14 protein-coding genes are annotated in these 13633 nt (G+C 68.5%); 9 read left to right on the top strand and 5 right to left on the bottom strand.

Going from position 1 to position 13633, the window contains the following annotated elements; all coding sequences use genetic code 11:
* Window positions 1–60: 60 nt before the first annotated feature.
* Window positions 61–1461 carry an NAD(P)H-quinone dehydrogenase gene (locus KOI35_RS05290; protein ID WP_215784912.1) on the top strand — a complete coding sequence of 467 codons (1401 nt, stop codon included), beginning with the start codon at window positions 61–63 and terminating at the stop codon, window positions 1459–1461.
* On the opposite strand, the gene KOI35_RS05285 is transcribed toward KOI35_RS05290, so the two are convergent.
* Window positions 1391–2134, bottom strand: coding sequence for a DedA family protein (locus KOI35_RS05285; protein ID WP_215784911.1), 744 nt, complete (start codon window positions 2132–2134; stop codon window positions 1391–1393). The genes KOI35_RS05290 and KOI35_RS05285 overlap by 71 nt on opposite strands.
* Window positions 2135–2507: 373 nt before the next feature.
* Between KOI35_RS05285 and KOI35_RS05280 the strand changes: the two genes are divergently transcribed.
* From KOI35_RS05280 to KOI35_RS05265, 4 genes are read left to right on the top strand one after another with little or no spacing between them, the layout of a single operon-like run.
* Window positions 2508–4085, top strand: coding sequence for a circularly permuted type 2 ATP-grasp protein (locus KOI35_RS05280; RefSeq protein WP_215784910.1), 1578 nt, complete (start codon window positions 2508–2510; stop codon window positions 4083–4085).
* Complete coding sequence (locus KOI35_RS05275; RefSeq protein WP_215784909.1) at window positions 4079–5017, top strand: alpha-E domain-containing protein; 939 nt, start codon at window positions 4079–4081, stop codon at window positions 5015–5017. The genes KOI35_RS05280 and KOI35_RS05275 overlap by 7 nt, the downstream gene beginning before the upstream one ends.
* Before the next feature lie 2 nt (window positions 5018–5019).
* On the top strand, window positions 5020–5865 hold the full coding sequence (locus KOI35_RS05270) for a transglutaminase family protein (RefSeq protein ID WP_215784908.1): 846 nt from the start codon (window positions 5020–5022) through the stop codon (window positions 5863–5865).
* 4 nt (window positions 5866–5869) lie between these two features.
* Window positions 5870–6412, top strand: a complete 543-nt coding sequence (locus KOI35_RS05265) for a GNAT family N-acetyltransferase (protein WP_215784907.1) — start codon at window positions 5870–5872, stop codon at window positions 6410–6412.
* A gap of 108 nt (window positions 6413–6520) precedes the next feature.
* Here the strand turns inward: KOI35_RS05265 and KOI35_RS05260 are convergent, their stop codons facing one another.
* On the bottom strand, window positions 6521–7060 hold the full coding sequence (locus KOI35_RS05260) for a TetR/AcrR family transcriptional regulator (protein ID WP_215784906.1): 540 nt from the start codon (window positions 7058–7060) through the stop codon (window positions 6521–6523).
* A gap of 76 nt (window positions 7061–7136) precedes the next feature.
* Between KOI35_RS05260 and KOI35_RS05255 the strand changes: the two genes are divergently transcribed.
* On the top strand, window positions 7137–7565 hold the full coding sequence (locus tag KOI35_RS05255; protein WP_215785496.1) for a DoxX family protein: 429 nt from the start codon (window positions 7137–7139) through the stop codon (window positions 7563–7565).
* Window positions 7566–7676: 111 nt separating this feature from the next.
* On the opposite strand, the gene KOI35_RS05250 is transcribed toward KOI35_RS05255, so the two are convergent.
* Window positions 7677–9422, bottom strand: a complete 1746-nt coding sequence (locus KOI35_RS05250) for an acetyl/propionyl/methylcrotonyl-CoA carboxylase subunit alpha (RefSeq protein WP_215784905.1) — start codon at window positions 9420–9422, stop codon at window positions 7677–7679.
* A 22-nt stretch (window positions 9423–9444) separates the two neighbouring features.
* Here KOI35_RS05250 and KOI35_RS05245 point away from each other — a divergent pair, with 22 nt between their 5' ends.
* From KOI35_RS05245 to KOI35_RS05235, 3 genes are read left to right on the top strand one after another with little or no spacing between them, the layout of a single operon-like run.
* Window positions 9445–10002, top strand: a complete 558-nt coding sequence (locus KOI35_RS05245) for a PadR family transcriptional regulator (protein ID WP_308120794.1) — start codon at window positions 9445–9447, stop codon at window positions 10000–10002.
* Window positions 10003–10044: 42 nt separating this feature from the next.
* Window positions 10045–10989 (top strand): ATP-binding cassette domain-containing protein, encoded by a 945-nt coding sequence (locus tag KOI35_RS05240; protein ID WP_215784904.1) that lies wholly within the window; start codon window positions 10045–10047, stop codon window positions 10987–10989.
* A gap of 3 nt (window positions 10990–10992) precedes the next feature.
* The gene (locus KOI35_RS05235; RefSeq protein WP_215784903.1) at window positions 10993–11748 is read left to right on the top strand and encodes an ABC transporter permease; all 756 of its coding nucleotides are present in this window, start codon (window positions 10993–10995) and stop codon (window positions 11746–11748) included.
* Between the two features lies 1 nt (window position 11749).
* Here KOI35_RS05235 and KOI35_RS05230 read toward each other — a convergent pair whose 3' ends face one another.
* Window positions 11750–12367: a Maf family protein gene (locus KOI35_RS05230; RefSeq protein ID WP_215784902.1), complete on the bottom strand. Its 618-nt coding sequence runs from the start codon at window positions 12365–12367 to the stop codon at window positions 11750–11752.
* 104 nt (window positions 12368–12471) lie between these two features.
* Complete coding sequence (locus KOI35_RS49225; protein WP_369076846.1) at window positions 12472–13632, bottom strand: S8 family serine peptidase; 1161 nt, start codon at window positions 13630–13632, stop codon at window positions 12472–12474.
* Window position 13633 lies beyond the last annotated feature (1 nt).

The raw sequence follows: 13633 nt of genomic DNA, 5'->3' as shown, positions 1-13633 counted from the left end.
GTGGAGAATACAAGGAGTGCGTGTCGGCACATCTGCCATGCGGGAAGAGGTTGAAGCGTCGTGAGTCGGATCGTGATCATCGGTGGGGGACCGGGCGGGTACGAGGCAGCGCTGGTCGCCGCCCAGCTCGACGCGGACGTCACCCTCGTCGAAGCGGACGGGCCGGGCGGGGCCTGCGTCCTGACCGACTGCGTGCCTTCCAAGACGTTCATCGCCAGCTCCGAGGTGATGACCGGCTACCGGCACAACGACCGCTTCGGCATCCGCTCGTCAGGGCTCGAGGGCGTGACGGTCGACGCGGTCGCGGTCAACGAGCGGGTCAAGAAGCTGGCGCTGGCCCAGTCCAGCGACATCCAGGCCAAGCTGGTCAAGGCCGGGGTCGACGTGGTGCACGGCCGGGCGCGTCTGGGTGAGGACACGCTGGGCCACACCCACCAGGTGCTGATCACGCCGCACGAGGGTGCTTCCTATTCAGTGGAGGCCACGACTGTGCTGCTGGCCACCGGGGCGACCCCGAGGGTGCTGGCCACCGCGCGGCCCGACGGCGAGCGCATCCTCGACTGGCGTCAGCTCTACGACCTCACCGAGCTGCCGTCGCACCTGATCGTGATCGGTTCCGGTGTGACCGGCGCCGAGTTCGCCAGCGCCTACCTGGCCATGGGGGTCAAGGTCACGCTGGTCTCGAGCCGCGAGCGGGTCATGCCGCACGAGGACGCCGACGCCGCGATGGCGATCGAGCGGGTGTTCCGCGAGCGGGGCATGACGATCCTCAGCCAGTCCCGCGGCAAAAGCGTGGAGAACACCGGTTCCGGCGTACGGGTGACACTGGGCGACGACCGCATCATCGAAGGCTCGCACGCCCTGATCGCGGTCGGCGCGATCCCGAACACGGCCGAGCTGGGCCTGGCCGAGTACGGCGTGCAGGTCGGCGACGGCGGCTACGTGACCGTCGACCGGGTGTCGCGCACCAACGTGCCCGGCATCTACGCCGCCGGCGACTGCACGGGCGTGCTCCCGCTGGCCAGCGTGGCCGCCATGCAGGGCCGGATCGCGATCTGGCACGCCATGGGCGAGGCGGTGGCCCCGCTGCGGCTGCGTACCGTCTCGGCCAACGTCTTCACCGACCCCGAGCTGGCCACCGTCGGTGTCTCGCAGAACGACGTGGACGCGGGCCGGATCCCCGCCCGCCAGGTGATGCTGCCGCTGACCGGTAACGCCCGGGCCAAGATGGCCGACCTGCACGACGGTTTCGTCAAGCTCTTCTGCCGGCCCGCGACGGGTCAGATCGTCGGCGGCGTGGTGGTGGCGCCCAAGGCGAGCGAGCTGATCCTGCCGATCACGATGGCGATCGAGAACAACCTGACCGTGGACCAGTTGGCCCACACGATCACTATCTACCCGTCGTTGTCGGGGTCGATCGCGGAAGCGGCGCGTCAGCTGATGCAGCACGAGCTGCAGTGACGTCTTTGTAGCCGGCCGCCGCGGCGGCCTGCAGTTCCTCGTCCTTGCGGCCGCCGAAGAGGGCCAGGATCCAGCCGGCCGTGCCGAAGACGACGGCGGCGGTGGCGGCGATCGCGAACAGCCGCCAGGCCGACTGGGTGATCGCCGTGCCGCCGACGTGGCCGACCAGGCCGCCGTAGGAACCCCAGGCGAGCGCGGCCAGGCCGTCGTAGAGCACGAAGAGCTTGATCGGATAGCGGCGGCGGCCGGCGTAGAAGCCGGCCGCCATCCGTCCGCCCGGTACGAACCGGCAGAGCAACAGCACCAGCGGTCCCGGTCGGCGCAGTCCGCGGGTGAAGCGGGCGGCAGCCTGTTTGGTGCGGGAGATCTCGCGGGCGTCGTCGTCATCGTGCTTGGGGCCGTACTTGGCGCGTAACGCGGCCAGCCGGCCCGCGCCCCGGTCGCCCGACGACCGGCCCAGCACGAAGGCGATGGTGTCGCCGGTGAACATGCCGAGCGCCCCGACCGCGATCACCAGCGCGAGGTCGAGATTGCCGTAGACAGTCAGAGCCCCGGATGTGATCATGATCGCCTGGATCGGCACGACCGGAATCATCGCGTCGACGGCGAGGAAGCCGAAAAGAGCAAGGTACGCCCATGCCGGTGTTGCCATCATGGTCAACAGTTCGGTCATCGGTCGTGCCACCTCGCGGCGTTCGGGGACCCCGCCATTGTTGAGCAGGGCACCTGAGAATGGGCTGTGTTCAGCATGCTCCCTGATCAGACCCGGTCGTGGGTGATGCCTGACACGGTAGTGTCTCGATCTCCCGGCCGCCGCCCATTTTCGGGTCGCTCCCGTCTCGTAAGGGCGAGATGAACCCATTCGTCCAGCTGGTTTTTCGTCCGGGCGCAGCGGGCGTACCGTGAGATTGCCGGAACGCCGGGTCCCCCGTTCTCGGTGAGCCGGCAGGTGGGCCGTCCGTAGGTCCCGTACGGGCGGCCCGCCCCTGCCACCAGCGCGTTTCGTTTGTTACACCAGTGAAATGGCCCGTGCGTAGATTCACCGCATGGCGGATCTCTTCGAGGACTACCGCCTCGGCCCCGGCTGGGACGAGATGTTCGGCGCACCCGGCATGCCCCGGGAGAGCTACGAGGCGCTGAACGCCACTCTGCAGCCGCTGTCGAGCGCGGAACTGGGCATACGGGCCGAAGTGCTGGCCCGGGCATTCCTCGATCAGGGCATCACGTTTGCCCTCAAAGGGGTCGAACGACCGTTCCCGCTGGACATCGTGCCGAGGATCATCGCCGCGGCCGAATGGCGCTCGGTCGAGCTCGGTGTGGCCCAGCGGATCCGGGCCCTCGAGGCGTTCCTGGCCGACGTCTACGGCGCCGGGCAGGTGCTGGCCGACGGGATCGTGCCGCGGCGCATCATCGCGACCAGCGCGCACTTCCTGCGGGCGGCGGCCGGCATCAACCCGCCCAACGGCGTCCGCATCCACGTCGCCGGCGTCGACCTGATCCGCGACGAGCAGGGCACGTTCCGGGTGCTCGAAGACAACGTACGGATCCCGTCCGGGGTCAGCTACGTGATGGAGAACCGGCGGGCGATGGCCCAGGTGCTGCCCGAGGTGTTCGCGGCCACCCGCATCCTGCCGGTCGAGTCCTACCCGGCGATGCTGCTGCGCGCGCTGCGGGCGGCCGCGCCGAGCGGGGTGCCCGAACCGACCGTCGTGGTGCTCAGCCCGGGCGTCTACAACTCGGCCTACTTCGAGCACGCGCTGATCGCCCGCGAGATGGGCGTCGAGCTGGTCGAGGGCCGCGACCTGGTCTGCGTGGGCAACGACGTGCTGATGCGGACGACGGCCGGGGAGCAGCGCGTCGACGTCATCTACCGGCGTATCGACGACGACTTCCTCGATCCCGTGCACTTCCGGGCCGACTCGGTGATCGGCGTGGCCGGACTGCTCAACGCGGCCCGGGCCGGGCGGGTGACGATCGCCAACGCGGTCGGCAACGGGGTGGCCGACGACAAGCTGCTCTACACCTATGTGCCCGACCTGATCCGCTACTACCTGAACGAGGAGCCGCTGCTCCCCAACGTCGACACCTACCGGCTCGACGACCCGGGAGTGCTCGACATCGTGCTGCCGCAGCTCGACCAGCTCGTGGTCAAACCGGTCGACGGCGCGGGCGGAGCCGGCATCGTGATCGGGTCCCAGGCCACGGCGGCCGAGCTGTCCGACGTACGGGAAAAGGTCTTGGAAAATCCCCGCGGCTGGATCGCGCAACGTGAGGTGAAGCTGTCGATGGTGCCGACCCTGATCGGCAACCGGCTGCGGCCGCGGCACGTCGACCTGCGGCCGTTCGCGGTCAACGACGGCGACAAGATCTGGGTGCTGCCCGGCGGTCTGACCCGGGTCGCGCTGCCCGAAGGGGCGCTGGTGGTCAATTCCAGCCAGGGTGGCGGCTCGAAAGACACGTGGGTGCTGGCCGCGGACGACGACGTGGTGCCGTTCGAGGTGCCGCACCTGCCGGCCGATCCGGCGCCGCTGACGCCCGCCGCCAGTCCCGATCTCGGGCCCGGCGCGCTGGTCGTCGAGGAGCAACAGCAACAACAACAGCAGCAGGGGGTGTCCCGATGCTGAGCCGCATCGCCGAGTCGCTCTACTGGATCGGTCGCTACGTCGAACGGGCCGAGGACACCGCCCGCATCCTCGACGTGCACCTGCAGCGGATGGCGGCCGACCCGTGGACGCAGGAGGACATGGCCTGCCGGGCGCTGCTCGCGGTGATGGGTACCGACCCCGGCGAGGGCCCGGTGACCTCGGCCCGGGTGATGGACCTGCTCGGCCTGGACGACCGCCACCCGAGCTCGGTGGTGGGTGCGCTGGCGGCGGCCCGCGAAAATGCTCGCGGCTGTCGTGAGACGGTCTCGTCGGAGATGTGGGAGTGCCTGAACTCGACGTGGCACGGTCTGCCGAACGCCCGCCGGCGCGTCGAGCAGCAGGGCGTGCACTCGTTCTTCCGCTGGGTGCGCGAGCGCTGCGCGGTGATGGCCGGGCTCACCGAGGCGACCATGAGCCGCGACGAGGGCTGGATGTTCCTGGTGCTCGGCCGCAACATCGAGCGGGTCGACATGACGGCCCGGCTGCTGCGCACCCACGAGCGGGCCGGCGGCAGCATCCCGTCGTGGCTGACCCTGCTGCGTTCGTCCGGGGCCTGGGAGACCTTCCTCCGTACGTATCGAGGCTCGCTCGACGATCGGCACGCGGCCGAGTTCCTGCTGCTCGACCGGCTGTTCCCGCGGTCGGTGTTCGCGGCGCTGTCGACGGCCGAGGGCTGTCTGGCCGACCTGGAACCCGACCCCGGGCGCGCCGGTGTGGCGACCGACGCCCAGCGGATCGTCGGGCGGGCGCGCACCAACCTGGAGTTCCGCGGCGCCGACGAGCTGATCGGTGACCTGCCCGCGGTACTCAGCCGGCTGGAGAAGACGTGTTCGCAGGTCAACGACGCGGTGTCGCGGCGCTACTTCCGTCAGACGACGGCGGTCAACTGGGTGCGAGGGGCGGTGGCCTAGGCGTGGTCGACAGTTGGCGGCTGAAGATTCAGCACAAGACCGGGTACGACTACGCGGGACCGGTGTCGTCGTCCTACAACGAGGCCCGGATGTGGCCGCGGAACGGATCCCGGCAGGCCGTGCTCGACGCCCGGGTGGAGGTGTGGCCCCCGGCGCGCACCTACCGCTACGAGGACTACTGGGGGACGGTGGTGACCGCCTTCGACGTGCACGCGCAGCACGAGTCGTTGACCGTCACCGCGACCTCTACTGTGGAGACGCTGCCTCCGGGCGACCTCGATCCGCTCTCCGAGACGTCGTGGACTTCGTCTCCTTCCGACAATTGGTATGAATTTACGCTTCCCACTCAGCGCACTCGCTTGAACGAGGAACTGGTCGAGATCTCGGCCGACCTACGTGACAAATCGGGCAGTCCGCATGAGGCGGCGCTCGCGGTCTGTGACTTCGTGCGGTCATCGGTCACCTATCAGCCCGGCGCGACCGGCGTGCAGAGCGACGCCTTGCACGCCTGGGAGCAGCGCAAAGGCGTCTGCCAGGACATCAGCCACCTGACCGTCGGCCTGCTGCGCGAAATGGGCCTGCCCGCGCGCTACGTCTCGGGCTATCTGCACCCATCGCCCAACGCCGAGATCGGTGAGAGCGTCATCGGTCAGAGTCACGCCTGGGTCGAGTGGTGGGTCGGCCGGTGGACGGCGTTCGACCCGACCAACGGCGTCCCCGTCGGCGAACGGCATGTGGTGGTCGGGCGGGGCCGCGAATACGGGGACGTGCCGCCGCTCAAGGGCGTCTACGCCGGACCGGCCAGCACCGGCCAGGGCGTCGAGGTGACGATCACTCGCCTACGCTGAGCGGGTGCCTTCGCTCGTCGCGCCCACCGTCGACGTCCACGCCTCGTTCCTCGCCGCCATGGCCGAATACCTGGCCGACGGACGGGGCGGGTTCGACGACTTCAGCAACATCGGCAACGACCTTCGCGCGTACGGATCCACCTGGGGCTCACCGGCCGGATTCGCCCGCTTCGTCGACTACCTGGTGGCGCAACGCCTCGAAGAGACGCCCCGCCCGCCCGGCTTCGTCCCGACGACGGTGCTGTGGTGGCTCGACGGCCCCGAATACCTGGGCCGGCTCAACATCCGCCACCGGCTGGCGCCCGGCCAGGCCGGCGAGCGCAACGGTCACATCGGCTACGACGTGCGGCCGCTGGCCCGGCGGCGCGGTCACGCAACCGCGATGCTGGCCGCGGCTCGGCCGTTGGCGGCGGCGCTGGGCCTGCCGAAGGTGCTGGTGACCTGCGACTGGGACAACGAGGCGTCGAGGCGCGCGATCGAGCGCAATGGCGGCGTACGCGCCGATCGCCGGGACGAGAAGCTGCGCTACTGGATTTTGACTGACTGATTTTTTACCCTCCCCCAACCCGGACCCCCCGCCCTGGGGGAGTGCCCACGACCCTATTTCGCGCCGCGCGACCCGAGCCGGTTATCCACAATCGCCAGTTATCCACAGTCAGCCGGCGGCCCCGGTGTCGTTGGTGGCATCCTGGCCGAGCTGCGCGAACAGGGACCGCGCAACCACCATCGGATCCTGATCTCGGCCGGGAAACGCGCCCGAGATCCAGAGCGTGGCGAACCCGTGCGCGATCGACCAGGCGGCCTGCCCCTTACTGCGCTCGCCCGCTCCCGTGTAGAGCGCGGCGCCCGACCTCGTCCGCGCGGCCACCAGTTCCGGGTCGTCGGCGCGATAGAGGTCGGGCCGGAACATGACCTCGAACTGGGCCCGCCGCGACAACGCGAACCGCACGTAGGCGACCCCCATCTCGAGGAAGCTGTCGGTCACCAGTGCCGCCGCCAACTGCTCGTACCCCTCGGTGGCGAACGCCGTGAGCAGCCCCGCCTTGTCGCCGAAGTGATGGGTCGGCGCCGCGTGCGACACCCCGGCCCGGCGGGCGAGGTCGCGCATGCTCAGCGCCGCGACGCCGTGCTCGTCGATCGCCTCGGCCGTCGCCTCGAGTAGTGCCCGCCGCAGGTCGCCATGGTGGTAGGCCATGCTGCCGACTCTAACTTGTCATTGACAAGATGGCGGCACTAGGTGCATCTTGGCAGTGACAAGATTGGAGTACGAGATGGCACCCCTGATCGCCTTGATCGCTGGCAGCGTGCTCGCCCGGCTCGTCGGACTTCTCGGCGTCGACGCCCTCGACGGCTGGTGGCCCGCCCTGCGGGTGGGTCTGGCGTTGATGTTCGTGCTGACCGGGCTGGCGCATTTCGGCCTCGGCCGTCGCGAAGGCCTGATCGCGATGGTCCCGCCGTCGCTGCCCAACCCGGCGTTGCTGGTCACCGTCACCGGCGTGCTCGAACTGGCCGGCGCCGCGGGTCTGTTGCTGCCCGCGACGGCCCGGCTGGCGGCGGCATGTCTGGCCCTGCTGATGCTGCTGATGTTCCCGGCCAACGTCTCCGCGGCCCGCCGTCACCTGCCGGTGACGCCGCTGAGCGCGCGCATCCCCATGCAGGTCCTCTTCATCGGCGCCGCCGTCGCCGTCATGATCGGCTAGCCGGCGCAAGCAGGGCCCACCCACCACCGGGGGTGCCACCCTCGGCGAGTCTAGTGAGAATTGTCGATCTTCGAAGCGGGCCTGTGGACAACGCGGAACTGTGGATAACCGCTACTCGATGCTGCAGACCACGGAACCCGAGGTCACGGTCTCGCCGACCTTGACCGACAGGCCCGAGACCGTGCCGTCCTTGTGGGCCTGCAGCGGCTGCTCCATCTTCATCGCCTCGACCACCACGATGACGTCGCCCTCCGAGACCGAGTCGCCGTCGGCCACCGCGACCTTGACGATCGTGCCCTGCATCGGTGCCGTCAAAGCGGCGCCGCCCGCCTGCCCCTGGGTCGCGCCACCGGTACGCCGGGCCGGCGTCCGCCGAGCCGGGCCGCTTCCGCCGCCCTGCAGCAACTTGGCCGGCAACCGCACCTCGAGCCGTTTCCCGCCGACTTCGACGACCACGGTCTCGCGCTCGTCCTCGCCCGCGTCGGCCGCACCGGCACCCGCGAACGGCGGCACCCCGCCCGCCCACTCGGTCTCGATCCATCGCGTGTGGACGGTGAACGGTTCCGACGTGAAGGCCTCGTCCCGCACCACCGCCCGGTGGAACGGCAACACGGTCGCGATCCCCGTGACAACCGTTTCGTCGAGCACCCGACGGCTGCGTTCGAGGGCTTCTTCCCGCGTACGGCCGGAAACAATGATCTTGGCCAGGAGGGAATCGAAGTTGCCTCCGATGACGCTGCCCGCCTCGACGCCCGCGTCGACCCGGACGCCCGGGCCGAATGGCCACACCAGCGTCTCGACCGTGCCGGGCGCGGGCAGGAAGTTGCGGCCGGGGTCTTCGCCGTTGATGCGGAACTCGATCGAATGGCCGCGCGGCTCCGGATCCGACGTGAGCTCGAGCGTTTCACCGGCGGCGATGCGGAATTGTTCCCGTACGAGGTCGAGTCCCGCCGTCTCCTCACTCACCGGGTGTTCGACCTGGAGACGCGTGTTGACCTCGAGGAACGAGATGGTGCCGTCCTGGCCGACCAGGTATTCGACCGTGCCCGCGCCGTGATAGCCGGCCTCGCGGCAGATGGCCTTGGCGCTGTCGTGGATCGAGGCCCGCTGCTCGGCCGTCAGGAACGGGGCCGGCGCCTCCTCGACCAGCTTCTGGTGGCGGCGCTGGAGTGAGCAGTCGCGGGTGCCGACCACGATCACGTTGCCGTGCGTGTCGGCCAGCACCTGGGCCTCGACGTGCCTGGGGCGGTCGAGATAGCGCTCGACGAAACACTCGCCCCGGCCGAACGCGGCCACCGCCTCGCGGGTCGCGCTCTCGAACAGGGACGGGATCTCCTCGAGCGTACGGGCAACTTTCAGCCCGCGCCCGCCCCCGCCGAACGCGGCCTTGATCGCCACCGGCAGGCCGTGCTCCTCGGCGAACGCCACGATCTCGGACGCGTCGGCCACCGGCTCGGCCGTGCCCGGCACCAGCGGTGCACCGGCGCGCTGGGCGATGTGCCGCGCCGTGACCTTGTCACCGAGGTCGCGGATGGCCTGCGGGGTCGGGCCGATCCAGGTCAGCCCCGCGTCGAGCACCGCCTGCGCGAACTCGGCGTTCTCGGAGAGGAACCCGTAGCCGGGATGCACCGCGTCGGCCCCACTGCGCGCGGCGACGTCGAGCAGCTTGTCGATGCGCAGATAGGTCTCGGCGGCCGTTTCACCCCCGAGCGCGTACGCCTCCCCGGCGAGCCGGGCGTGCGGCGCGTCGCGATCGCTGTCGGCGTAGACGGCGACGCTGGTCAGTCCGGCGTCCTGGCAGGCCCGGATGACCCGGACGGCGATCTCGCCACGGTTGGCGATCAATACCTTGCGCACGGCCTGAGCTTACGCTGAACGGGTGTCAGCGACGCGCATGATGATCCTTGGACTGGTCGGCTGGATGGAACCGGTGCACGGCTACGACGTACGGCGTGAGCTTCTGAGCTGGAGCGCCGACAAGTGGGCCAACGTGCAGCCGGGTTCGATCTACCATGCTCTGCGCAAGCTCACCGACGAGGGGCTGTTGCACGAGGTCTCCACCGAGCAGGTCGGGGCGCGCCCAGCCCGTACGACGTACGGGATCACGGAAAAAGGTAAAGCCGAGTTCGAATCGCTGCTCCGGCACGGGTGGTGGACGCTGGCGCCCGGGCCCGACCCGTTCATGGCCGCGTTCTCGTTCCTGCCCGGTCTGCCGTCCGAGGAGACCGCGGCCGCGCTGCGTAACCGGGCGACCCAGTTGCGGGCCGGCGTTCAGCAGCTCGAGTCCATGTCGGCAGCGGATTGGTCGGACGGCAAGCCGATCTACGTGAAGTGGATGTGGGAGCGCAACATCGCGATGGCCGAGGCCGAGATCGCCTGGTGCGAGAAGACGGCGACGCGGATTTCCTCGCACGAGGGCGACTGGTTCTCGGAATAGTCAACTTTGACTAATCAACGTTTAGGGTCGTAGTCTGCCCGCATGATAGAGACTCGCGGGTTGCGCAAGTCGTTCATCTCGCGCCAGGGGCGCGAAAAGAAAACCGTCGAGGCCGTACGCGGTGTCGACCTCAACGTGGCCGAAGGCGAGATCTTTGGCTTCCTCGGCCCGAACGGTGCCGGCAAGACCACCACTCTCCGCATGCTCGCGACGCTGATCGAGCCCGACGACGGCACCGCCACCATCGCGGGCGCCGACCTCCGCGCCGACCCCGGTGAGGTGCGCCGACGCATCGGCTACGTCGCCCAGGGCGGCAGCACCTGGGACGATTCGACCGCCCGGGAAGAACTCGTTCTCCAGGCCCGGCTGTACGGCGCGTCCAAGGCCGAGGCCCTCTCGCGGTCGGCCCACGTTCTCGAGTCGTTCCAGCTCAGCGAGTACGCCGACCGCAAGTGCAAGACCTACTCGGGCGGCCAGCGACGGCGCGTCGACATCGCGCTCGGCATCATCCATGAGCCGCGGGTCGTCTTCCTCGACGAGCCGACCACCGGCCTCGACCCGCAGAGCCGGGCCCACATGTGGGACGAGGTGCGACGGCTGCGTGCGGAGGGCATGACCGTCTTCATCACGACCCACTACCTCGACGAGGCCGACGCGCTCTGCGACCGGATCTCCATCATGGACAACGGCGAGATCGTCGCCTCCGGCACGCCGGCCGACCTCAAGCGCGAGATCTCGGGCGACGTCGTCCGGGTCGGGCTGCCGGTCTCGGCCGTGTCCGCGGCGGCTTCGGCGTTGGAGGCCTACAAGCTCGAGACGTACGAGGACAACGTGCGCCTCTACGTCGACGACGGTGCCGTGGCGATCCCGCAGATCCTGCGCGCCCTCGACGCGGCCGGGGTCCCGCTCGGCACGATCGAGCTGCACCGCCCCAGCCTCGACGACGTGTTCCTCACCAAGACCGGCCGATCGCTGCGGGAGAGCTGACGCATGAAACTGTTCCGCGACATCTCACTGATCTTCAACCGGCAGATGCAGCTCCTGCTCCGCAATCCGGTGTGGATCGTCGTCGGCGTCTTCCAGCCCGTGATGTACCTGCTGTTGTTCGCCCCGCTACTCAAGCCGGCCCTCGGGGTGCGGACCAACGCCGAGGCGTACGAGATCTTCGTGCCCGGCCTGCTCGTTCTGCTGGCCATCTTCGGCGGCCTGTTCCAGGGCTTCGGCCTGATCGCCGAACTACGCGCCGGCGTGATCGAACGCTCCCGCGTGACCCCGGTCAGCCGGGTCGCGCTGCTGCTGGGCCGCTCGCTGCGCGACACGGTGTCCCTGATCGCCCAGGCAGTGATCATCACGCTGCTGGCGCTGGCCTTCGACCTGCGCGTGTTCCTGGGCAACCTGCTCCTGGCCTACCTGATGCTGGCCCTGATCTCCCTGATGACCTCGGCCGTCAGCTACGGCGTGGCCCTGGTCGTGAAGAGCGAGGACGCACTGGCCCCGCTGATGAACACGGTCGCCCAGCCGTTGCTGCTGCTGAGTGGCATCTTGCTTCCCATGACGTACGCCCCCGGCTGGCTCCAGGGGGTCGCCGACTGGAACCCGTTCTCGTGGGCGGTCAACGGAACGAGGGCCCTGTTCCGGGGCGACCTGGGCGCCCCCGACGTCTGGCAGGGCCTGCTCATCATGGCCGTCCTGGCGGTGCTGGCCGTAGCCTGGGCGGCGCGGCTGTTCGCCAAAAGCGTCCGCTGACCTACTTTTTGTTCCACAGGGCGATATACGGAACGCCCATCTCGGCCAGCAGGTTGCGCAGCAGCGGAAGCGACAGCCCGATCACATTGCCGGGGTCGCCTTCGATCCGATCGACGAAGGCGGCCCCGCGCCCATCCAGCGTGAACGAACCGGCCACGTGCAACGGCTCCCCGCTGGCCACGTACGCGGTGATCTCCTCATCGCTGACATCGGCGAAGTGCACGGTGGTGAGCCCGACGGCCTCGGCCTGCTTGCCGGTAACCAGGCTGGTCACGTGATGTCCCGTGTGCAGCACGCCGGACCGCCCGCGCATCCGGGACCAGCGCTGAGTGGCTTCTTCGGCGTTGGCCGGCTTGCCGAAGATCTCGCCCTCGAACGCCAGCACGGAATCGCACCCGAGCACCACAACCCCCGGATCGGCGTCCAGTTGGGCGGCGATGGCGCGCGCTTTCATCCGGGCCAGGGCCAGACAGAGCGTGGCCGCATCCTCAGCCACCACCGTCGACTCATCCACGCCGCTGACCATCACTTCAGCCTCAATACCGGCGGCGTCAAGCAGCCCCCGCCGCGCAGGACTGGCCGAGGCAAGAATCAACCGGTACGCGATGTCCTTCTCCACAAAGCGAGGCTACAAGGCTGTTTCGCATTCGAGGTGCACACACATCGGCGTTTCAGCCCCAAACTTGGGCGCACCCCCTGATACCCACCGATAGCTCGCCGGTATCAGCGCGCCCCACGCCCCCGACGCCGCAACAGAAGCGCAAGCACAACAGCACCGGCCGCCACGACTCCAGCAAGCCCACCAAAGAGCAGCACACTGCTGTTGCCAGCAGGCTCACTCGCGGCCGCGGTAGGAGCAGGCGACGCAAACTCAGGCCGCCGAGCCACAGGCGCCGACGAGACCCCATCACCGACCGGCGGCCCATCGCTAGCGCTGGGCCCCGAGGCGGCCCCGCCTTCTAAGGGCGGAACGTTCGCGGTCAACGCCTTAACAATGTTGAGCCGCCCAAACCCACACTCGTCATCGCGCCCGGCGGGCCCAATATCGTCGGCCGTGGAGGTCAGTCGATTGATTACTTCTTTGGTTGTGAGGTTGGGAAACTTGGCCCTCACGAGCGCGGCCGCGCCAGCGGCAATCGCCGTTGCTGGCGAGGTTCCCCCGACGTCGGCGTATCTATTTTCGGGTTCCGCAGTGGTTATATCCACGCCGGGTGCGCAGATCTGCACCTTTGGCGTCCTAAATGAAGAGGGTGAGTACTTCCCGTTTCTGCCATTGGCTCCGACTGCAAGTACGCCGTCCATCGCCGCCGGGTATCCGACTACTGCCGAGCTTGATCTATTTCCGACGGATGCAACCACCAGCACATCTGCGGCGATTGCCTTTCGAACCGCATCTTGTACCTCAAAGGAGGGGCCAATGGCGGCTGATATATTGATTACGTCGGCCTTCTCCGACACTGCCCAATCGATGCCCTTTGCCATCTCCGAAGCGGGGGCCGCTGTTGTGTTGGTAATTTTTACGGGAAGAATTTTGGCTGCGGGAGATATTCCGAGAACGCCGCGACTTCCGCGTCCGTGTGCGGCGATTAGAGCTGCCATTTCGGTCCCGTGGCCCACTCGATCGTTCTGCCCTTTTCCGGATTCTCCCGAAACTAAGCTAATGCCGGAAAGAAGATTTTTCTGAATGTCGGGATGAGGGTATGTGCCACTGTCAATGACCGCGACGGTGATCCCTGATCCAAGACTCAAGGACTGAGCTTGGGCGACCTTGAGAGATTTTAGGTGCCACTGATCGTCGCGAAAACTGTCAGCTCGCGCTGTGCCGGCGGGAAGTCCAATCGCCGGTACGGTTACAAGTATCAAGAGCCCAAAGAAGCGCCGCATG

Origin of the sequence: Paractinoplanes bogorensis (genome assembly GCF_018829635.1) — a bacterium.
Taxonomy (GTDB): Bacteria; Actinomycetota; Actinomycetes; order Mycobacteriales; family Micromonosporaceae; genus Actinoplanes; species Actinoplanes bogorensis.
This window is presented reverse-complemented; position numbering and strand designations above follow the sequence as displayed.